We start from the raw sequence: 19178 nt of genomic DNA, 5'->3' as shown, positions 1-19178 counted from the left end.
TCGTTGAGTGGGGCATGACCGACGACGACGACCGCCTCGGCCGACCCGACGGCCACCGCTACGACGCCCCCGAGTCCGACGAGACCCGGGTCAGCAAGGAGTGGGCCTACGCCGTCCTCGGCATCCTCGTGCTCGTGTTGCTCGTGCTCGTCGCCACCGGCACGGTGCCGATCTTCGCGGGCTGAGGTGGTCGCTGGGGCTCTGTCGGAATCCCCGGTCAGCCGGGGATCCCTGACGTTGTCAGGCGTTGCAACCCCTGACAACGTCAGGCTTCCCCGGTCAGCCGGGGATTCATGCGCTGGATGTGACGCCCGCCGAGTCAGCCCACCACGCCGTACAGGCGGTCGCCGGCGTCGCCGAGGCCGGGGACGATGTAGCCCTTGTCGTTGAGCCGCTCGTCCATGGCGGCGGTGACCACCGTGACCGGGACGGCCAGACCGTCGAGCTCCTGCTCCAGGCGCGCGCAGCCCTCGGGGGCGGCCAGCAGGCAGATCGCGGTGATGTCGTTGGCGCCGCGGTCGGTGAGGAACCTGATCGCCGCCGCCAGGGTGCCGCCGGTCGCCAGCATCGGGTCGAGCACGTAGCACTGGCGGCCGGAGAGGTCGTCGGGCAGCCGCTCGGCGTACGTCGAGGCCTCCAGCGTCTCCTCGTTGCGGATCATGCCGAGGAACCCGACCTCGGCGGTCGGCAGCAGCCGCATCATCCCGTCGAGCATGCCGAGGCCGGCGCGCAGGATCGGCACCACCAGCGGCTTCGGTGTCGCGAGCGAGACGCCGGTGGTCGGGGCGACCGGCGTGACGATGTCGTACGGCGCCACCCGCACGTCGCGGGTCGCCTCGTAGGCGAGCAGGGTGACGAGCTCGTCGGCGAGGCGGCGGAACGTCGGCGAGTCCGTCCTCTCGTCGCGCAGGTGGGTCAGCTTGTGGGCGACGAGCGGGTGGTCGACGACGTGCGTGCGCATGGAGCAGACCCTAGGCCATGGCGCCCGCGCCGGAAGCGCCTGCTGCGCGGGCCTTCGCACCTCCGCCTTGCCAGATCGGCACGAAACCCCGCTCGCGACGGCGCCGACACGGGCGACATAGCCTGTGCGGCACAGGGGTTGGCCGCACCGCGCGGGTCTGACACCCTGGAGCGCGAGCACCTGCAGCCGCGCACGGATCGGAGGGACAGCCATGGCCGACCAGGTCGAGGGGATCGACTTCGCGCTGGCGGCCTTCCGCGAGGAGGGCGCGTGGACCGTCGAGGAGCTCGCGCACGACCTGCTCGAGGACGTCGACACCGTCGCCCACGCGCTGCGCCGGCTCCCCGGCGACGGCGGCGCGGTCGCGATGATCGCCGTCGACGAGGACTTCTTCGTGCTGGTGCGGGTCACCGGCGCCGACACCCGGGTGCTGCTCTCCGACATCACCGCCGCCGACGAGTGGGAGCTCGCCAGCTCGGCGGTCGAGTTCCTCGGCCTCCCGCAGCCCGAGGACGAGGACGACCAGGTGCCGGCCGGCGACCTCGACCTGCTCGGCGACCTCGGCGTGCACGCCATGGACATGGGGGTGCTGCTCGACGACGTCGACCTCTACCCCGACGAGATGCTCTCCGACATCGCCCGCCGGCTCGGCTTCGGAGAGCTCTTCGACGCCGCCGCCGGCCTCACCTCGGCGTGAGCGCCTCCTGGGACGGCCCCATGCGGGCCGCGCTCGACGAGGCGCGCGCGGCGCTGGCCACCGGCGACGTACCCATCGGCGCCGTCGTCCTCGACCCGGGCGGTACGCCGGTGGCGCGTGGTCGCAACGCGCGCGAGGCCGACCACGACCCCACGGGGCACGCCGAGGTGGTCGCGCTGCGCGCGGCCGCGCAGCGACACGGCGAGTGGCGCCTCGAGGGCCACACCCTCGTCGTCACCCTCGAGCCCTGCACGATGTGCGCCGGCGCGGCCGTGCTCAGCCGGGTCGAGCGGATCGTGTTCGGCGCCTGGGACCCCAAGGCCGGTGCGGTCGGCAGCCTCTGGGACGTGGTGCGCGACCGGCGGCTCAACCACCGGCCCGAGGTGGTGCCCGGCGTACTCGCCGACGAGGCGGCGTCGTTGCTCGACGAGTTCTTCCGGAGCCAGCGTTGAAGCGGCAGTTGCCGAGGCGCCACGACCTGGCGCCCCTGTTGAAGTTCAAGAGGCCGGTCTGGTCGCCGAAGGAGCGGCGGCTCGCGTCGGCGCTGACCATCGAGGACCTGCGCCGGATCGCCAAGCGGCGTACGCCGAAGGCCGCGTTCGACTACACCGACGGCGCCGCCGACGGCGAGGTGTCGCTGGCCCGGGCGCGGGAGGCGTTCGGGGACGTGCAGTTCAACCCGGCGATCCTGCGCGACGTCTCGACGGTCGACACCTCGCGGGAGGTGCTGGGTGGGCGGGTGGCGCTGCCGTTCGGGATCGCGCCGACCGGGTTCACCCGGATGATGCAGGCCGAGGGCGAGGTCGCCGGCGCGGCCGCGGCGGCCGCGGCTGGCATCCCGTTCTCGTTGTCCACGATGGGCACCACCTCGATCGAGGACGTCGCCGCGGCGGCCCCCGGCGCCCGCAAGTGGTTCCAGCTGTACATGTGGAAGGACCGCGACCGGTCGATGGCGCTGGTCGAGCGGGCCGCGCAGGCCGGGTACGACGCGCTGCTGGTCACCGTCGACGTGCCGGTCGCGGGCGCGCGGCTGCGCGATGTCCGCAACGGCATGACGATCCCGCCCACGCTGTCGCCGCGCACCGTGGTCAACGCGATCCCGCGGCCGGCGTGGTGGGTCAACTTCCTGACCACCGAGCCGCTCGCGTTCGCGTCGCTGGACTCGTGGTCGGGCACGGTCGCGGACCTGCTGGACACGATGTTCGACCCGACGGTGACCTACGAGGACCTGGCCTGGATCCGGGAGCAGTGGCCGGGCAAGGTCGTGGTCAAGGGCGTGCAGACCGTCGACGACGCGCGCCGCCTCGCGGACGCGGGCGTGGACGCGGTCCTGCTCTCCAACCACGGCGGCCGGCAGCTCGACCGGGCGCCGGTGCCGTTCCACCTCCTGCCCGACGTCGTGGCCGCCGTCGGTGCTCGTCATCCCGACGTCGAGGTGCACCTGGACACCGGCATCATGTCCGGCCAGGACATCGTCGCCGCGGTCGCCCACGGCGCGCACTTCACGCTGGTCGGGCGCGCCTACCTGTACGGGCTGATGGCCGGCGGGCGCGAGGGCGTCGACCGGGCCATCGAGATCCTGGCCGGGCAGATCGAGCGGACGATGCGGCTGCTCGGCGTACGCACGCTCGACGAGCTGCAGCCCGACCACGTCACCCAGCTGGTGCGCCTGGGACCGCGCTCCCGGTGACCAGGAGTGTGTAACTCCCCGTTACATCCCGTCGTTGGTCCGGCATGCCTCGGATCCTCGCCGCTCTCGCCGCTGCCCTGGTCGTCGCGCTCGCGGCCCTGGTCGCGCCCGCTCCCGCGCCCGCCGCCGCCTCGCAGCAGGGCGGATGGGAGCCCCGGCCCGCAACCTATCCGGGCACGGTGAAGCGGACCGACCTGGCGATTCCGATGTCGGACGGCGTCGTGCTGCGCGGCGACCTCGAGCTGCCCGCCGACGAGGACGGCGAGGCGATCGACGGCCGGTTCCCGGTGATCGTGACGATCACCGCCTACAACAAGTCGGCGGGCAGCTTCAGCGGCGGTCTCACCGGTGGCAGTCCGAGCTACCTCGTGCAGCGCGGCTACGCGCAGCTCACCGTCGACGCGCGCGGCACCGGCAGCTCCGAGGGGCAGTGGGCGGCGTTCAGCCGGCGCGAGAACAAGGACGCCGGCGAGATCGTCGAGTGGGCCCACTCGCGCAAGCGTCCGTGGAGCAACGGGAGCATCGGCATGAGCGGTCCGTCGTACCTCGGCATGAGCCAGATCTTCGCGGCCGGCGCGCGGCCCGACGGCCTCAAGGCGATCTTCCCGCAGGTGCCCGCCGCGGACGTCTACCGCGACGTGGTCGCATCCGGCGGCCAGATCGACGTCGGCTTCATCCCGCTGTGGCTGGGCCTGGTCACCGGCACCGGCGTCATCCCACCGGCGGTCACGGCCACCGACCCGGGCTCCGGGTTCGGCGCGTTCGTCGACCACCTGACCGCGGCCGCCACGTTCACGATCCCGCTGATGCTGGATGCGCTGGCCGGCGGCGAGGCGGCGTACGACGGGAGGTTCTACCGCGACCGCTCGCCGATCCGGGTCATCGACCGGGTGCAGGTGCCGACGTTCCTGGTCGGCGGGGAGTACGACATCTTCCAGCGGGGCACGCCGCTGCTCTTCGAGAACCTCCAGCAGCGCGGCGTCCCGGTCAAGATGATCATCGGCCCGTGGAACCACCTCCAGGGCTCCTCGGGTGAGGAGATCGGCCGGGCCGGCTACGGCACGCTCTCGGAGCTGCAATTGCGCTGGTTCGACAGGTACGTGCGCGGCCGGCCCGACCCGGCGCTCGACGCCGACATCCCGCCGATCACCTACTACGAGCAGGGCAGCGGCGACTGGACGGCCGCCGAGAGCTGGATGGGCGACCAGCGCGCCGAGACGTTCCGGCTGTCGGGCTCCGCCGCGGCCGGCGGCGGCATCGGCGTGCTGACGCGGGGCCGGGCCGTCGACGGCCGCGCGGTCGTGCCGCCGGTCCCCGTCTCGGGGCTGTGCACTCGGTCGACCACGCAGTGGATGGCGGGCCTGCCGCAGGCCGCCCTGGACGGCCTGCCGTGCTGGACCGAGAACGGCCCCAACGACAAGTCCGGCGTGGTCTTCCAGACCGAGCCGCTCACGGCTCCGCTCCGGCTGCGCGGCCCGATCAACGCGCGGCTCTACACCTCCTCGCCGAGCGGCGACGGCATGCTCTCGGTCTCGATCTCCGACGTCGCGCCGGACGGGTCCGTCTCCCGCCTGACCGGTGGCTGGCAGGTGATCTCGCAGCGCGCGCTCGACAGGTCGAGGAGCCGCTACCTCGACGGCAAGCTGATCCAGCCGTTCCACCCGTACACGAAGGCGTCGAAGAAGCCGCTCGCTCCCGGGGAAGTGGCACCCGTCGACGTCGAGATCTTCCCGACCGCCGCGCGGCTCGCCCCCGGCCACCGGCTGCGGATCGCGATCCAGGCATTCGACGTACCCCATCTGGCGCCGACGGTCCCCGACCTCCCCTCGACGCTGGTCCCGCTGACCGTGCGCACCGGCCCGCAGTGGCCGTCGGTGCTGACGATCCCGGCGCTGGGCTGATCCAGGCGCGACCGAGGCGTACGGCGGTCGGCCAGTCCTGGCATGGGAACCCTGGACTTCGCCCCTGTCACCACCGCGGTCGCCGCCCTCGTCGACGGCGTCCGTGACGACCAGCTCGGCAACCCGACGCCGTGCCCGGACTACACCGTCGCCGACCTGCTCGACCACCTGAACGGGCTCTGCCTCGCCTTCACCTCGGCGGCCCGCCAGGACGGGGTCGCGGGTGAGCCGTCGGCGGACGGCTCCCGGCTGCCCGATGGTTGGCGCGCGGAGATCTCCGGCCGGCTGGCCACCCTCGCCGACGCCTGGACCGACCCGTCGGCGTACTCCGGACTCACGATGGCGGGCCCGATCGAGATGCCCGGCGAGATCGCCGCCCTCGTTGCGCTGAACGAGGTCGTCGTGCACGGCTGGGACCTCGCGGTCGCGACCGGTCAGCCCTACGACCCCGACGAGGCCACCGTCCTGGCCTGCCTCGGCTTCGTGTCGTCCTTCGAGGTGCCGGAGGGCGCCGGCGAAGGCCCGTTCGGTCCGGCCGTGCCCGTCGCGGAGGACGCCCCGGCGCCACCGGCCGCAACCCCCGCTGGACCCCCTGGTCGCGCCGCGGAAGTCGGGTCGTGTGCCTGAGACCGCGCCATGGCGCGGTCTCAGGCACACGACCCGTTTCGCAGCGAACGGATTTCGCCCGCACCCCGTCGCTCCGGTACATTCCTCCGCGGTGGCGTGTCCGAGCGGCCGAAGGTGCATCACTCGAAATGATGTGTGGGGTCAAACCCACCGTGGGTTCAAATCCCACCGCCACCGCCAACTGATCGACGTGAGAACCCTCGCGAGGCGTCAAGCCGGCGGGGGTCCTCGTCCCTCTCCGGCGACAGGGCGGCTGGTGCCGTCCTGTGCGCTACCGGCGCGGCCACAGCGCCCACGGGCGGGCACAGCGCTACCGGCACGAGGACCGCCGTCAAGGACGCGAGCTGATGGTCAAGCTCATCGACTCGATCAGCCACGGCGTTCCGAAGGCCCTGACCGAGGTCACCACGCTGGGCCCGACCCTGAAGCAGCGGGCCGCCGACGTGCTCGCCGACTTCGATCGGCCCGGCACGTCCAACGGCCCAACAGAGGCCCTCAACGGTCGCCGCGAACACCTCGGCGGATCGGCCCCCGGCTTCCGCAACCTAACGAACTGCATCGCCAGGAGCCTGCTCGAGACGGCGGGTTCAGACGCCAACTGCTACACCCTCGATCGGGAGTACAGACGTCGCTGTCGGCGACTCGGGTGACGGATGCGATTCTGCTGAGATCGCTCCGGCGATGGTCACCTGTAGTAGTCAGAAGACGTCGAGTGGCACGGAGACGACCCAAGTAGTCATCGCCGTCGCAGTTCCCGAATTGGGTGACGACAAGTACCAACTCGTCCCTGCTTCTGATGTTACGGAGTCCATGGTCCCGAACCTGCGCATAGAGCGGATCGTTCGTCTCCAACTAGCGGGCGGCGGCGTGATCAGCGCACTCGAGACAGTCTACGGGGCAACGACTACCGACTTCGAAGCCGCGTTCGCGACTACCGCTGCCGACCTGGAAGCACTGGTGAACGATCAGGAACTGCTGAAGAGTCTCACAAGTTGAGTACGTGTGGGGAAGGGCTCGGCCGTCCCCACACGTACTGAGAGTTCACACGTACTGAGAGTTCGGAGTGCCTCCGCTGAGCCCGGATCCACCGACGAGGTTGGTGTGGTGAGCGTGGCGTAGAACGACGAATCCCTTGCAGTGCTGGAGAATCGGGGCTACCACGCACCGTTTCACCGCTCGAACGAGGGACCATGGGTCCACCCGGCTCGTCACGCCGCGGGGTCCTCAGTTCGGCCGTTGGATCGCCCTGTCATGTCAGTCGACGCGGCGCGGGATGCGGTTCCGGCGACAGCGTGGCAGGGTGCTGTGCATGGGCGACCGGATCGCTGCGGGTGACGACCGAGGAGAGTCCGGCCTGAGCGACGACGACTTCTCGCCGATCTGGACCGACGACGACCGTCCGCGCATTCCGCGTGTGGCCGCCGAGCGGGATGCGCTCCTGGCCTACCTCGACTACTACCGGGCGACGGTCGAGATGAAGTGCCGGGGTCTCACGGCGGAGCAGGTCCGGGCCCGGTCGACGCCGCCGTCGACCATGTCGCTCCACGGCGTGGTGCGCCACCTCGCCGCCGTCGAGCGCTGGTGGTTCCAGCAGAACTTCGAGCGGCGCGACGTGCCCTTCCTCTTCTTCACCTCGGACCACCCCGACCTCGACTTCGAGCCGCCCGCGGATGCCGACTTCGCTGCCGACCTGGAGACCTGGCGCGCCGAGTGCGCGGTCTCTCGCGACATCGTCGCTGCGCACGACCTCGACGATACGGCGCGACCACTCGACTGGCACGAGGAAGTCGATCTGCGTTGGCTGGTGCTCCGGATGATCACCGAGTACGCCCAGCACTGCGGGCACGTCGACCTGCTCCGTGAAGGGATCGACGGCCGCGTGGGCGCATGAGGTCGCGACCGTCATCGGGACGCTCCGAGGACATTGGGACCGCTGCTCGCCACGCTCCTCGGGCCGACCCTCGCGCAGGACCGGATCGTGCCCGCCCGGGACGACGGACAGACGGTCACGGCCGAGGGGCTGAGCACCGGGTGCGAGCACGCGACGAGAGCGTCGCGACCTGGACCTTCGATCCCCGCGCCAGACTGGTTGCGGGAGCGCCCGGCTGCTCGCGACGACCATCCGGCCGGTCGAGGTCACGGTCCGCTGAGCACAATGGGCCCATGCCTCTGTTCGAGTTCGAGGGCAAGCGCCCGTCCGTCCACCCCGACGCCTTCGTCGCCCCGACCGCGACGCTGATCGGCGACGTGACCGTCGAGGCCGGCGCCTCCGTCTGGTACGGCGCGGTGCTGCGCGCCGACATCTGCACGATCGTCGTACGCGAGGGCGCCAACGTCCAGGACAACTCGGTGCTGCACGCGGCGCCCGGCGCGACCCTGACCGTCGGGCGCAACGCGACCGTCGGGCACGGCTGCGTCGTGCACTGCGACGAGGTCGGCGAGCAGGCGCTCGTCGGCAACGGCTCCACCCTCCTCGACCGCGCCGTCCTCGGTCCGCGCACCCTGGTCGCCGCGGGCTCGGTCGTCACGCCCGGCACCCGGCTGCCCGGCGGCCACGTGGTCGCGGGCATCCCGGCCAGGCCGACCAAGCCGATCGAGGGCACGTCCTCGGAGTTCTGGGTCGAGCAGAACCCGCCGTACTACCAGGAGCTCGCGCGCCGGCACGCCGCCGGCGCGGTCGAGGTCTGAGCGGACCTGAGGCGGACCTGAGGCGGACCTGAGGCGGACCTCAGGTCCGGGCCGGCGCCTCGTCCAGGCAGACCGCCACGAGCTGCGCGGGCCCGTGACTCGTGTAGACCTCCCAGCCCTCGTCGAAGGAGACGTGCCGCAGCCGGCCCCGCGCCGTACGCACCACCGCCGAGAGCGGCGTCGCGTCGGAGAAGCCGGTGACCGAGCAGTCGTGGCGGTCGAGGAGCCGGGACTCGCGGGTGGACGAGTCGTCGACCGGGTAGCCGGCGTACCCGGGGCCGGAGGTCGCCGGTGCGGACGCGGGCGGAGTCGCCAGGCCGGTGAGGACGATCGCGCCGACGATGGTCAGCTTGGCGAGGCTCAGCACCGCGGTACCCATGGACATACCAACGGCCGGAGCCCCGCCGAGGTGACGCGCCGCGTGGGCGAGGATGGGGGCATGCCGCACCCGAATCCCTGGTTCGCCTCGCCGGAGGACGCCGCCACCCGACTCGCCGCGCAGGGCTACCTCGCCGACGCGTCGACCGCGACCACGGCGTACCTCGCCGGCGCGCTGGAGAAGCCGCTCCTCGTCGAGGGCCCGGCCGGCGTCGGCAAGACCGAGCTCGCCAAGGCCGTCGCGCGCGCGTCCGGCGCGGAGCTGGTGCGGCTCCAGTGCTACGAGGGCCTCGACGAGGCGCGGGCGCTCTACGAGTGGAACTACAAGAAGCAGCTGCTCAGGATCCAAGCGACCGGCGAGCAGTCGTGGGAGCAGACCCACGAGGACATCTTCACCGAGGAGTTCCTGCTCACCCGCCCGCTGCTGACCGCGATCCGGCGCGAGCAGCCGACCGTGCTGCTGATCGACGAGGTCGACAAGACCGACGTCGAGGTCGAGGGCCTGCTGCTCGAGGTGCTCTCGGACTTCCAGGTGACGATCCCCGAGCTCGGCACGGTGGAGGCGGTACGCCGCCCGTTCGTCGTGCTCACCTCGAACGCGACCCGCGAGCTGTCGGAGGCCGTGAAGCGGCGCTGCCTCTACCTGCACCTCGACTACCCCGACGCCGAGCGCGAGCGGCAGATCGTGACCAGCCAGGTGCCCGACCTCGAGGGCTGGGTCGCGCACACGCTCGTCGACGTCGTGCACCGGCTCCGCGAGCTCGAGCTGAAGAAGGCGCCGTCGATCGCCGAGTCCGTCGACTGGGCCAGAACCCTGGTGGCGCTGGAGATCCGCGACCTCGACTCCAAGGCCGTCGACGACACCATCGGCGTGATCCTCAAGCACGCGTCCGACCAGCAGAAGGCGGTGAGGGAGCTGCGGCTCCGCTGATGACCTCGGGCCTGGTCGATCGGCACATCGGGTTCCTGGAGGCGCTGCGCGCCGCCGGGATGCCGGTCTCGCTCGCCGAGAACCTCGACGCCTTCGCCGCCCTGTCCGCGGTGGAGTGGGACCGGCGCGAGATCGTGCGCGCGGCGTACGCCGCCACGCTGGTCAAGAGGCAGAGCCAGCGGCCGACGTTCGATGCGCTCTTCGACGTCTACTTCCCGCGGCTGGTCGGGGACGGTGTCGCGGGAGCCGACCGCGAGCCGGAGACCGACAACGCCCAGGCGCTGAGCGGCTTCCGCGACGCACTCGCCGACGGACTCGTCGAGGGCGACCGGCAGACGCTGCTGGACCTCGCCGCGGAGATGGTCGCGCGCTTCGGCGCGATGCCCGGACGCGGCCCGGGGCTGTCGTCGTGGTCGGCCTACACCGCCCTGCAGCGGGTCTCGCCGCAGGAGCTGGTCGACCGGATCGTCCAGGCCCTGCTCGCCGCCGGCCGCGCCGAGGGCGAGGCGCGGCGCGAGGCCGGCCGCCGGATCGGCGGGTTCACGGGCATGGTCGAGGCCGACGCGCGCCGGCGGATCGCCGAGGAGAAGGGGCCCGAGCACGTCGCCAGCGTGGCGATCCGCCCGTCGGTCGACCGGATCGAGTTCACCTCCGCGCGCAAGGCCGACCTCGAGCAGATGCGAAGGTCGCTGTACCCGCTGTCGCGACGGCTCGCCACCAGGCTTGCGCAAGAGCGACACTCCACCAGGCGCGGGGCACTCGACTTCAGAAGAACTATTCGCTCGGCGGTCTCGACCGGCGGCGTACCTCTCGTCACGCACCACCGGCCCCGGCGGCCGCACCGCACCGAGCTGGTCGTGCTCTGCGACGTCAGCGGCTCGGTCGCGAGCTTCGCGCAGTTCACGCTGCTGCTCGTCTACGCGCTGCGCGAGCAGTTCGCATCAGTCCGCGCGTTCACGTTCATCGACCACGTCCACGAGGTCACCCACCACTTCACACCCGGCGCCGACCCGGCCGACGTGCTCGCCGACCTCGCCGCGAGCACCGCGCACGCGGCGCTGTGGGGGCGCACCAACTACGGCCGCGCGTTGACCAAGTTCGAGGAGTCGTACGCCGACGCCCTCGGTCCGCGCTCGTCGCTGCTGATCCTCGGCGACGCGCGCTCCAACTACGCCGACCTGCACGTCGACGTCCTGACGCGGCTGGCCGGCTCGGCCCGGCACGCGTGGTGGCTCAATCCGGAGCACCGGCGGCACTGGGACACCGGCGACTCGGCCGCCACGAAGTACGGCGCCGTCGTGCCGATGGCGGAGTGCCGCAACCTCACCCAGCTCGGCGAGTTCGTGCACGACATCCTGTGACGTCGAGTTGGGCGGAACTCGCCGTCGAGTTGGGCGAGAGTCGCGCCGGGAGGGAACTTCAGCCCAAGTCAACGGCGAACATGGCCCAACTCAACGTCTGGTGAGGTAGCCCAACTCGCGCAGGCGATCCAGCTCCGCCTGCACCGCCGGGTGGGTCGCGGCGTCGGCCGCACGGGCGCCGGCGACGTAGTCGGCGCCGTCGAAGACGATCGTCGTGCGGTTCGCCGTGGTGGCGTTGACGAGCGACCCGAGCTGGACGACCGGGTCCCCGCGGTCCTCCAGGGACAGCACGCGGACGGAGTCGGGCAGCCGCGGCACCAGCGCCGACGGCGCACCGGCCGTCACCACCTGGTCGACGACGAACGGACCGGGCCGGGTGGCGAGGTCGACCGCGGTCGCGCCGCCGTGGCCGCAGCCGACCAGCATCACGTGCGCCTCGATGGGGACGGCCTCCGCGAGGGCGGACCACGCCTGCTCGGCGTACGCCGTGTGGTCGCCGACCACGAGGCGCAGCCGGCCCCTGCCGGAGCCGGGGCCGGGCAGGAGAGCGAGGTACCGCCGCGGCGCGACCTCGCGGACCGACACCGACGCCGAGGCGGTGGCCAGCGCGGTCATCAGGTCCGCGAGCCCGGTGGGCACGTCGCCGCCGTACGCCGCCGTGCGGGCCGGCGGCCGGCCGGTGACCACCGGGGCGGCGACGTCGCGCAGCGCGGGCCCGAGGTCGGCGTCGAGCGCGGCAGCGCCGACCGCGCGCAGGCCGCCTCGCGCGACCGCCGGGTCGACGTCGCCGGTGGTCAGCCAGGACCGGAGCTGGAGGCCGTCGAGCAGCCCGCCCGACGTCGCCGCGTGGTCGCGGAGCTCGGGATGCACGCCGGCGAGCTCGTCGAGGTAGGCGACGACGCCGTCGCGGTCGAGCGCGTCGGTCTCGATCAGGCCGGCGGCGACGATCGCGCCGCCGAGTGCGACCTCGGGCGCGAGGTAGCCGATCGCCCGGCTCGCGATCGAGCCGAGCGTGCGGGCCGCGGCCGCCTGGAGGTCGTCGATCCAGCGGTAGGTCAGGACGGTGGCGCGGACGACGAGCGCGTCGGCGTCCAGCTCGACCGAGCGCGCGAGCAGGCCGTGCCGGCCCGTGGTCGCCGCCCGGACGTCCTCGTCGAACCGGCCGTACGTCGCCGGCGCCAGGTCGGCCGATTCGGCGACCGCCTCGTCGCGGAGCACCTGCTCGCCGAGCCCGGCGCGGCTGCGCATCTCGGCCCCGGCCGCGTCGAAGACGTCGGCGAGCCGCATCAGGTCGTCGTACCTGCCCGTCACGGTCACGGCCGTACCTCCGCCAGCACGGGTGCGAGCTCGGCCGCCAGGTCGCCGGGCTGGACGCGGCGGACCTCCACCCGGTCGGCGCCGTACGGCCGCAGCGCCCGCCAGCCGTCGGCGAGCAGGACCCACGAGAGCACGCCGACGACGGTGGCGTCCGCGCCGGAGACGTCGGCGACCAGCGCGCGCAGCCGGCCCCGCGTCTCGGCGGCGAGGGCGGTCAGCACCGGCACCAGGTCGAGGTCGGCGCCGTGCTCGGCGACCAGCACCGAGAGCAGGTCCGCGCGGTGGCTGCGCAGCGCCTCGCTCGCGGCGTCGAGGAGCTGGAAGGGCAGGTCGAGGCGCTCGGGTACGGCGGTGTCGCCGGTCGTCAGGTCCTCGGGGACCATCGCGACGCGGGCGAGCTCCTCCGGCCAGCGGTCGACGGGGAGCCAGGCGAGCTCGAAGACCAGCCCGTCGACGGTCGCCAGTGTCGCGACCGCGCCTCCCGCCTGCCGGTGCCACGCGAGCGCCCGGGCGCCGCCGGCGGTGACGTCGAGGTCGAGCGCGACCTCCGGGGTGGCCAACAGGCCGACCGCGCCGAGCAACCCCTCGTCGAGCACCGTGTCGACGAGCAGACCGCGCCGGGCGAGCGACGCCTGCGGCTCGTGCAGCCGGGCCAGCGCGGCAGCGCGGGCCTCGGCGTCGGTGACCGCGGGGGTCGAGCCGAGCCGCTCGCCGAGCCCCGTGCCGGGCGGCGCGTCTGCCACCTCGAACGGCAGCGGCGCACCGCCCGCCCGGTCGGCGACGAAGCGCAGCTCGGGCAGGGTCAGGGTGAGCCGGCGAGGCAGCGCGTCGAGCAGGCCGGTGCCGGCCGGGCGGGCCGCGCCCAGGTCGATGGTCGGCACGTCACATCCCGGGCAGGTCGACGGCCAGCCAGTCCTTGTGGCCCGGCGGTGGCGGCGCAAATGCGCTGTTATGGCAGTTAGCCCCGGCGCCGGCCTCGTCGCGGACCCGGCCCCCAACACCGTTGCCGGCCCCGCGCTCGGCGCGGTCCTCGGTCAGCCGCTCCGCGCGGCGTTCGGCCGCGGCGATCGCGTCCTTGAGCCGGTCGACCTCGGCGGCATGGGCGTCGAGGGACTCGGCCGCGGTCTCGTGGCGGGCCGCGACGTCGCGCACCTGCACGGCGCGCTCGCGGATCCGCAGCGCGAGGGCGTCGGCGGCGCGCCCGGTCCAGCCGACCCCCTCGGTCCGGGCGACCAGCTGGTCGGCCAGCGATCGCAGGTCCATGGCCTGCTCGCGGAGCTCGGCCATGCGCTTGCGCATCACATCGGTGTCGCCGTACACGAGGCACCTTCCTCCGCGATCGTCCGGGTGCTCCGCACGCCGCATTCCCGCAATCCCCCGGACCGAAACGCGTTCTCATTGCCGCCGGGTGATCTGGAAGACCTGGCTGGTGGCGCTCCCGCCGGACCCGAGGAACCCGGCCGCGCGCAGGCTCGCGAGCTGCTCGCGGACGCTCGGGTCGGTCGACGCGTCGACGAGGGCCGCCCCCGCGACGTAGTGGGCGTAGGAGTGCTCGCCCACGACCCCGCCCGGCCCGGCCGTGCCGTCGAAGGTCACCGTCACCTGCTCGACCGTGTCCGGGTTCGGCGCGAGGTCGAGGAGCGGTACGACGTCGCCCTCGTTCTCCAGCGACAGCACGTGCGTGCCCTCGGGGAACGCCGGCACCTGCGCCGTCGGCGAGCCCGCCGTCACCACGTTCGTGACGTTGAACTCGCTGCCCTGGCTGAGGATCGCGGCCGCCTCCATGCCACCCTGCGAGTGGCCGACGAGCAGGACCGGGTCGTCGGGTCCGATGCCGGCCGCGCGCATCGCGTCGAGGATGCCCTGCTGGTAGGAGTTCGGCAGGTTCGCGCTGAGCCGCAGGTTGGTGGCCATGTCGCGGACGTCGCCGTCCTGCGTCCACGGCAGCGTCGTCATGTCGTCGGTGCCGGGCAGGTAGACGATGTGCCGGTTGCCGATGGTCTGGACCTCGATGGTGCCGTTCTGCTCGGAGTCGGGGTCGGGTGAGCGGTCGGCGACGCTCGAGAGCCGACGGACCAGGCCCTCGAGGTCGGCCGGCGGGGCCGAGGCGGTGGCGGCGCCGCGCCGGACCACGCGCGGCGAGCCGTCGTCGCCGTAGCGGCCCGCGAGCCAGCCCGCCCTCACCTGCGGCACCACCGCGATCCGGAGCCACGACTCGACGGTGCGGTCGGTGACCTGGAGCGCGTCGACGACGCCGCGCACCAGCAGCGCGTCGGTCTCCCAGCGCAGGGACCCGGCGAGGACCCCGTCCGGGCCGGTGGTCGCCGCGACCACGGCCGCCTCCGCGAGCCCGAACGTGACCGGGGACAGCAGCGCCGACGCGACCAGGTCGGGGTCGGCCATGGTGCGGACGCCGAGCCCCGCCCAGTCGCGCAGCTCGCTGCCGGCGAGGTCGAAGGCCTCGGCGAGACCGTGCACGGCGTCGTACGCCGCCGCCAGGCCGTCCGACCCGCCGGTGATGTTCGTGATGGTGCCGTCGCTCATGTCAGCAGCCCCTTCAGGTCGTCGAGCAGGTCCGTACGCCGGTCCACCTCGCGGGCGTGCCGCTCGACCGCCTCGGCGGCCTCGTCGTGGAGCGCGGCGGTGCGCAGCAGCGCGTGCACCCGGCCGGAGGCGTGGGCGCGCATGGCGTCGGCGGCCAGGCCGGTCCACGGCACGGAGTCCGCGCGCGTGGACAGGTCGGCGGCCAGGTCCCGGATCTCGTCGGCGCGCTCGCGCAGCCGCCGGGCCAGCGCGCGGATGGCGGTGGTGTCTCCGTACATGCCCGGGAGCGTCGCCGGGCCGCGGATGTGGAGAAACGTCAGCGGTCGAGCGCTGTGGAGAGCCGCGTGAGGGCCTCCTCGATCTCCGCACCCGGGCCGGCGAAGCTCATCCGCACGAACCGGCGGCCGTCGACGGTGTCGAAGTCGACCCCGGGCGCCATCGCGACCCCGGTCCGCGCCAGCATCTCGTGGCAGAAAGCCATCGTGTCGTCGGCCAGGTGCCCGACGTCAGCGTAGACGTAGAACGCGCCGTCGGCGGGCGCCAGCTCCGTGATGCCGAGCCGCATCAGGCCGTCGAGGAGCAGCGCCCGGTTGCCGGCGTACCGCCGCACGTGGCCGTCGAGCTCGTCGTACGCCGCGTCGCTGAACGCCGCCAGGCTCGCCCACTGCGCGAGCACCGGCGGGCAGATCGTGAAGTTGCCGGTGAGCACGTCGGTCGCGCGGCGCAGCCGGTCGGGCACGAGCATCCAGCCGATCCGCCAGCCGGTCATCGAGAAGTACTTGGAGAAGGAGGAGAAGACGATCGCCTCGCGGCTGGTCTCCCAGGCGCTGCGGGCCCGGCGGGCTCCGCCGTCCAGGAGGGGGGCGTACTCGATCCCGTGGTAGATCTCGTCGGAGATCAGCTGGATGCGCTGCTCCTCGCAGTACGCCGCCAGCGCGGCCAGCTCGCTGGGCAGCAGCATGGTGCCGGTGGGATTGGCGGGGCTGGCGACGACGAGGCCCTTGACGTCGTCCAGGTCGGCCAGCTGCTCGACGGTGGGTTGGAAGCGGGTCTCCGGACCGGTCGGGATCTCGACCACCTCGCAGCCGAGCGCGGCCAGCACGTTGCGATAGCAGGGGTAGCCGGGCCGCGCCATCGCCACCCGGTCGCCCACCTCGAACGCGGCCAGGAACGCGAGCAGGAACCCGCCGCTGCTGCCGGTCGTCACCACGACCTCGTCGGGGTGGACGTCGATGCCGTGCGTGCGCTTGTGGTGGCCGGCGATCGCCTCGCGCAGTTCGAGCACGCCGGCCGCCGGGGTGTAGCCGAGCGGGTCCCCGGAGTCGAGCAGCCGCTTGGCCTCCTCGCGCACCGGTGCCGGCGCCCCCGTCATCGGCTGCCCGGCCAGCAGGTTGACCATGTCGCCGTGCGTCCGCTGCCGGGTGGTCGCCGCCGCCAGCAGGTCCATCACGTGGAACGGCGGCACGTTCGCCCGGCTCGCCACCTCGAACCGGTCGGTCATGGGGTGACTGTAGGCGGTGGATGGATCCCCGGTCAGCCGGGGATCCCTGACGTTGTCAGGCGTTGCAACCCCTGACAACGTCAGGCTTCCCCGGTCAGCCGGGGATCCATACACCCGCAGCATGCCGCCCAGCAAGCCGCCCGAAGAACGAGCCCTCGCCGAGCTGGGTGCCGGAGCAGTAGCCCTTGCCGTCCTGGGCCAGGTTCGAGGCGCAGGCGCCGGCGGCGTACAGGCCGGGGATGACCGAGCCGTCGGGGCGCTGGGCCTGGCCGTCGACGGTGACGCGGATGCCGCCGAGGGTGAAGCCGGCGTACATCGCCTTGCCGAGGGTGAGGTCGAAGACCGCCCACGGGCCGGTGTCCTGCGGGGCCAGCCACTCGGGCGCCTTGTGGAAGTCGAGGTCCTCGCCGGCGGCGGCCATCTCGTTGTAGCGCGCGAGGGTCGTGGCGACCGACCCGGCCGGCAGCGCGAGCGCCGCCTCCAGCTCGGGGATGGTCTCGTAGCCGTCGATGAGCGGAACGAGCGGGAACTTCGGGTACTCGACGTGCTCGCTGTCGACGATGAGGTACGCCGCATGGCCGGCCTGCTCCATGACGAACTGCGACGTGCGCGAGTGGTAGCCGTCCTCGGCGCAGAACCGCTCGCCGGCCCGGTTCACGATGAGGCCGGTCATCAGCGAGGACGGCGGGTAGAAGGGCGCGGTGATGAACGGCTCGTCCATGTGCTTGAGCTCGGCCCCGGCGGAGGCGCCGAGCCGGATGCCGAGGCCGTCGTCGTACGTGGAGCCGAGTGTGAACGGCTTCTCCGCCAGCGCGGGCGTGTACGCCGCGACCATCTCGGGGTTCATCACGAACCCGCCCGCGGCGATCACGACCGCGGCGGCCGCGATCAGGCCGGTGTCCTCGAACGACCGCCAGGCCAGGCCGACCACGGCGCCGGAGGAGGAGACGACGAGGTTGGTCGCGCCGGTCTCGTAGCGGACCTCGACCCCGGCCTCCTCGACGCGGGCGCGGAGCAGGTCCATCACCATCCTGGTGCCCTCGGTGTCGCCCGGCACCGGGACCTTGTGGCCGCGCGGCGCCGGCACGGCCTGCTCCAGATAGGGCCACACCTTCTCGTTGCCGGTGAACATCAGCCCCTCGGTCCCGGGCTGGATCACCGCCTTCTCGGGGTAGTAGGAGCGCTCGAACTCGAAGCCGAGCGCCTCCAGCCAGTCGAAGTGCTCGACCGAGCCGTCGCAGTACGCGCGGATCTTGTCGTGCTCGGGCTCCTTGGAGACCGCGACGAGGTAGGCGTACATCTCGTCGGCCGAGTCCGCCCACCCGGTCGCCCGCTGCACCGCGGTGCCGCCGCCGAGGTAGAAGTGGCCGCCGGACATCGCGGACGTGCCGCCATGGACGGCCGCCCGCTCCAGCAGCAGCACCCGCGCCCCGGCCCGGGCCGCCTCGAGCGCCGCGCAGCCGCCGGCGATGCCGAAGCCGACCACGACGACGTCGTACCGCTCGGCGCCCTCGCCGAGGGCGGAGGCGGGAAGGAGGTCCGGGATCGCGGCACTCACGGGCCAAATCTAGAACAAGTTTCAGTTCCGTGCGATGCTGGCCGGGTGGCGACCCTGATCGACCTCGACGGCGGCGAGCACCCCCTGCCCGACGGAGTCGCCAGCCACGAGGCGCTCGCGGCCGCGCTCGGCTGGACGCTCCAGCCCGAGGGGCTGTGCCGCGACGACACCTGCGTCCCGCTGGGCGGCCGGACGGTGGTCGACGCGCTCGGGCTGCTCGCGGTGCGCGACGAGGAGTACGGCGTCGTGGCCGTCGTCCCGGCGGCCGCGACCCACCCGGCGACCGGGCGCACCGCGCCGTCGCTGAGGCTGCGGGACGTGGACGGCGCCGAGGTCTGCTTCGACGACCTCTCCGGCCACAAGCGGGTGCTGGTGACCTGGGCGTCCTGGTGCGGGTGCCGGCACGAGCTCGGCGGGTGGCAGCGGCTGCAGGACGAGCTCGCGGATGCCGGGCTGAGGCTGTTCTCGGTCGCGCTCGACGCCGACCCCGAGGACGCCCGCCCGTGGATCGAGGCCGCCTCGCCGTCGTACCCGGTCGCGGTGGACACCGCCCACGTGACCGCCGAGCGCTACGGCATCACCAACGTGCCGTCGGTCGTGTGGGTCGACGAGGACGACCGGATCGTGAAGCCGCCGACGATCGCGCCCGGCGACGACCAGTTCGTGGAGTACACCAGGATCCCGGCCGACCGCCACCACGACCTGCTCCGGGCCTGGGTGCGCGACGGCGTGCTGCCTGAGAGCGCGAGCGCGCAGACCCCGGAGCGCACCGACGACGAGCAGCGGGCGCTCGCGCACCGGCGGATCGCGGCGTACCACCAGCGAGCCGGCCGCACCGACGCAGCGCGGGCCCAGCTCGCGCTCGCGCAGGAGCTCGCGCCGTGGGACTGGACCGTCCGGCGGGGCGGGATCGCGATGACGGGCGGCGACCCGTTCCTCGGCGAGGAGTTCACCTCGTTCTGGGAGGAGTGGGACGCCGCCGGCCGTCCGGGGTACACCCCGACGCGGTGAGAGCGACACCGGT

At 73.0% G+C, this 19178-nt stretch carries 21 protein-coding genes, 1 tRNA gene and 1 pseudogene; 14 read left to right on the top strand and 9 right to left on the bottom strand.

The features are described 5' to 3' along the window. Positions 1-14: 14 nt before the first annotated feature. Positions 15-185, top strand: coding sequence for a hypothetical protein (locus ACYVKX_RS01875; protein ID WP_460828825.1), 171 nt, complete (start codon positions 15-17; stop codon positions 183-185). Positions 186-319: 134 nt separating this feature from the next. Here the strand turns inward: ACYVKX_RS01875 and upp are convergent, their stop codons facing one another. Next, positions 320-961, bottom strand: coding sequence for a uracil phosphoribosyltransferase (gene upp, locus ACYVKX_RS01870; RefSeq protein ID WP_460828824.1), 642 nt, complete (start codon positions 959-961; stop codon positions 320-322). A 211-nt stretch (positions 962-1172) separates the two neighbouring features. On the opposite strand from upp, the gene ACYVKX_RS01865 reads away from it, so the two are divergent. The 10 genes and pseudogenes from ACYVKX_RS01865 (at position 1173) to ACYVKX_RS01820 (ending at position 8564) form a co-directional block, all read left to right on the top strand. Continuing rightward, the gene (locus ACYVKX_RS01865) at positions 1173-1658 is read left to right on the top strand and encodes a tRNA adenosine deaminase-associated protein (protein WP_460828823.1); all 486 of its coding nucleotides are present in this window, start codon (positions 1173-1175) and stop codon (positions 1656-1658) included. 20 nt (positions 1659-1678) lie between these two features. Continuing rightward, a complete protein-coding gene (locus ACYVKX_RS01860; protein ID WP_460828940.1) occupies positions 1679-2110 on the top strand; it encodes a nucleoside deaminase in 432 nt (143 codons plus the stop codon). Between the two features lie 8 nt (positions 2111-2118). Continuing rightward, positions 2119-3348 carry an alpha-hydroxy acid oxidase gene (locus ACYVKX_RS01855; protein WP_460828822.1) on the top strand — a complete coding sequence of 410 codons (1230 nt, stop codon included), beginning with the start codon at positions 2119-2121 and terminating at the stop codon, positions 3346-3348. A 44-nt stretch (positions 3349-3392) separates the two neighbouring features. After that, positions 3393-5249: a CocE/NonD family hydrolase gene (locus ACYVKX_RS01850; protein ID WP_460828821.1), complete on the top strand. Its 1857-nt coding sequence runs from the start codon at positions 3393-3395 to the stop codon at positions 5247-5249. Positions 5250-5291: 42 nt separating this feature from the next. After that, positions 5292-5876: a TIGR03086 family metal-binding protein gene (locus ACYVKX_RS01845; RefSeq protein WP_460828820.1), complete on the top strand. Its 585-nt coding sequence runs from the start codon at positions 5292-5294 to the stop codon at positions 5874-5876. Between the two features lie 90 nt (positions 5877-5966). Continuing rightward, positions 5967-6056, top strand: a tRNA-Ser gene (locus ACYVKX_RS01840). A gap of 131 nt (positions 6057-6187) precedes the next feature. Next, positions 6188-6492 (top strand): annotated as a pseudogene (locus tag ACYVKX_RS01835) (transposase); the annotation flags it as partial. Positions 6493-6686: 194 nt separating this feature from the next. Next, complete coding sequence (locus tag ACYVKX_RS01830) at positions 6687-6872, top strand: hypothetical protein (protein WP_460828819.1); 186 nt, start codon at positions 6687-6689, stop codon at positions 6870-6872. 313 nt (positions 6873-7185) lie between these two features. Further along, positions 7186-7767 (top strand): DinB family protein, encoded by a 582-nt coding sequence (locus ACYVKX_RS01825; RefSeq protein ID WP_460828818.1) that lies wholly within the window; start codon positions 7186-7188, stop codon positions 7765-7767. Between the two features lie 272 nt (positions 7768-8039). Beyond that, positions 8040-8564: a gamma carbonic anhydrase family protein gene (locus ACYVKX_RS01820; RefSeq protein WP_460828817.1), complete on the top strand. Its 525-nt coding sequence runs from the start codon at positions 8040-8042 to the stop codon at positions 8562-8564. Positions 8565-8604: 40 nt separating this feature from the next. Here ACYVKX_RS01820 and ACYVKX_RS01815 read toward each other — a convergent pair whose 3' ends face one another. Then, on the bottom strand, positions 8605-8943 hold the full coding sequence (locus ACYVKX_RS01815; protein WP_460828815.1) for a hypothetical protein: 339 nt from the start codon (positions 8941-8943) through the stop codon (positions 8605-8607). Between the two features lie 60 nt (positions 8944-9003). Here ACYVKX_RS01815 and ACYVKX_RS01810 point away from each other — a divergent pair, with 60 nt between their 5' ends. Then, positions 9004-9873: an AAA family ATPase gene (locus tag ACYVKX_RS01810; RefSeq protein ID WP_460828814.1), complete on the top strand. Its 870-nt coding sequence runs from the start codon at positions 9004-9006 to the stop codon at positions 9871-9873. Further along, positions 9873-11234, top strand: coding sequence for a vWA domain-containing protein (locus ACYVKX_RS01805; protein WP_460828813.1), 1362 nt, complete (start codon positions 9873-9875; stop codon positions 11232-11234). The genes ACYVKX_RS01810 and ACYVKX_RS01805 overlap by 1 nt, the downstream gene beginning before the upstream one ends. Before the next feature lie 90 nt (positions 11235-11324). On the opposite strand, the gene ACYVKX_RS01800 is transcribed toward ACYVKX_RS01805, so the two are convergent. The 7 genes from ACYVKX_RS01800 to ACYVKX_RS01770 all read right to left on the bottom strand — a co-directional run bounded on the left by ACYVKX_RS01800 (position 11325) and on the right by ACYVKX_RS01770 (position 18154). Further along, on the bottom strand, positions 11325-12551 hold the full coding sequence (locus ACYVKX_RS01800; protein WP_460828812.1) for a hypothetical protein: 1227 nt from the start codon (positions 12549-12551) through the stop codon (positions 11325-11327). Continuing rightward, complete coding sequence (locus ACYVKX_RS01795; RefSeq protein ID WP_460828811.1) at positions 12548-13432, bottom strand: hypothetical protein; 885 nt, start codon at positions 13430-13432, stop codon at positions 12548-12550. Before ACYVKX_RS01795 ends, ACYVKX_RS01800 begins: the two co-directional genes overlap by 4 nt. A 1-nt stretch (position 13433) precedes the next feature. Then, complete coding sequence (locus ACYVKX_RS01790) at positions 13434-13850, bottom strand: hypothetical protein (RefSeq protein ID WP_460828810.1); 417 nt, start codon at positions 13848-13850, stop codon at positions 13434-13436. Positions 13851-13946: 96 nt separating this feature from the next. Continuing rightward, positions 13947-15095, bottom strand: coding sequence for a hypothetical protein (locus ACYVKX_RS01785; RefSeq protein WP_460828809.1), 1149 nt, complete (start codon positions 15093-15095; stop codon positions 13947-13949). After that, positions 15092-15373, bottom strand: a complete 282-nt coding sequence (locus ACYVKX_RS01780; RefSeq protein ID WP_460828807.1) for a hypothetical protein — start codon at positions 15371-15373, stop codon at positions 15092-15094. Before ACYVKX_RS01780 ends, ACYVKX_RS01785 begins: the two co-directional genes overlap by 4 nt. A 38-nt stretch (positions 15374-15411) precedes the next feature. Continuing rightward, positions 15412-16596: a pyridoxal phosphate-dependent aminotransferase gene (locus tag ACYVKX_RS01775; RefSeq protein WP_460828806.1), complete on the bottom strand. Its 1185-nt coding sequence runs from the start codon at positions 16594-16596 to the stop codon at positions 15412-15414. 94 nt (positions 16597-16690) lie between these two features. Continuing rightward, the gene (locus tag ACYVKX_RS01770; protein ID WP_460828805.1) at positions 16691-18154 is read right to left on the bottom strand and encodes an FAD-binding protein; all 1464 of its coding nucleotides are present in this window, start codon (positions 18152-18154) and stop codon (positions 16691-16693) included. Positions 18155-18199: 45 nt separating this feature from the next. Here ACYVKX_RS01770 and ACYVKX_RS01765 point away from each other — a divergent pair, with 45 nt between their 5' ends. Next, positions 18200-19165 carry a redoxin domain-containing protein gene (locus tag ACYVKX_RS01765; protein ID WP_460828804.1) on the top strand — a complete coding sequence of 322 codons (966 nt, stop codon included), beginning with the start codon at positions 18200-18202 and terminating at the stop codon, positions 19163-19165. The last annotated feature ends 13 nt before the right edge of the window (positions 19166-19178 follow it).

The organism is Nocardioides hungaricus (assembly GCF_054782915.1).
The sequence above is the reverse complement of the archived record's forward strand: the minus strand, read 5'-3'. Positions and strand labels throughout refer to the sequence as shown.

What these genes read in the sequence shown, in the direction of transcription:
- ACYVKX_RS01875 (WP_460828825.1), top strand. Translation starts at nt 15, where the DNA reads ATGACCGACGACGACGACCGCCTCGGCCGACCCGACGGCCACCGCTAC.
- upp (WP_460828824.1), bottom strand. Translation starts at nt 961, where the DNA reads ATGCGCACGCACGTCGTCGACCACCCGCTCGTCGCCCACAAGCTGACC.
- ACYVKX_RS01865 (WP_460828823.1), top strand. Translation starts at nt 1,173, where the DNA reads ATGGCCGACCAGGTCGAGGGGATCGACTTCGCGCTGGCGGCCTTCCGC.
- ACYVKX_RS01860 (WP_460828940.1), top strand. Translation starts at nt 1,679, where the DNA reads ATGCGGGCCGCGCTCGACGAGGCGCGCGCGGCGCTGGCCACCGGCGAC.
- ACYVKX_RS01850 (WP_460828821.1), top strand. Translation starts at nt 3,393, where the DNA reads ATGCCTCGGATCCTCGCCGCTCTCGCCGCTGCCCTGGTCGTCGCGCTC.
- ACYVKX_RS01845 (WP_460828820.1), top strand. Translation starts at nt 5,292, where the DNA reads ATGGGAACCCTGGACTTCGCCCCTGTCACCACCGCGGTCGCCGCCCTC.
- ACYVKX_RS01830 (WP_460828819.1), top strand. Translation starts at nt 6,687, where the DNA reads ATGGTCCCGAACCTGCGCATAGAGCGGATCGTTCGTCTCCAACTAGCG.
- ACYVKX_RS01825 (WP_460828818.1), top strand. Translation starts at nt 7,186, where the DNA reads ATGGGCGACCGGATCGCTGCGGGTGACGACCGAGGAGAGTCCGGCCTG.
- ACYVKX_RS01820 (WP_460828817.1), top strand. Translation starts at nt 8,040, where the DNA reads ATGCCTCTGTTCGAGTTCGAGGGCAAGCGCCCGTCCGTCCACCCCGAC.
- ACYVKX_RS01815 (WP_460828815.1), bottom strand. Translation starts at nt 8,943, where the DNA reads ATGGGTACCGCGGTGCTGAGCCTCGCCAAGCTGACCATCGTCGGCGCG.
- ACYVKX_RS01810 (WP_460828814.1), top strand. Translation starts at nt 9,004, where the DNA reads ATGCCGCACCCGAATCCCTGGTTCGCCTCGCCGGAGGACGCCGCCACC.
- ACYVKX_RS01805 (WP_460828813.1), top strand. Translation starts at nt 9,873, where the DNA reads ATGACCTCGGGCCTGGTCGATCGGCACATCGGGTTCCTGGAGGCGCTG.
- ACYVKX_RS01790 (WP_460828810.1), bottom strand. Translation starts at nt 13,850, where the DNA reads ATGCGCAAGCGCATGGCCGAGCTCCGCGAGCAGGCCATGGACCTGCGA.
- ACYVKX_RS01785 (WP_460828809.1), bottom strand. Translation starts at nt 15,095, where the DNA reads ATGAGCGACGGCACCATCACGAACATCACCGGCGGGTCGGACGGCCTG.
- ACYVKX_RS01780 (WP_460828807.1), bottom strand. Translation starts at nt 15,373, where the DNA reads ATGTACGGAGACACCACCGCCATCCGCGCGCTGGCCCGGCGGCTGCGC.
- ACYVKX_RS01775 (WP_460828806.1), bottom strand. Translation starts at nt 16,596, where the DNA reads ATGACCGACCGGTTCGAGGTGGCGAGCCGGGCGAACGTGCCGCCGTTC.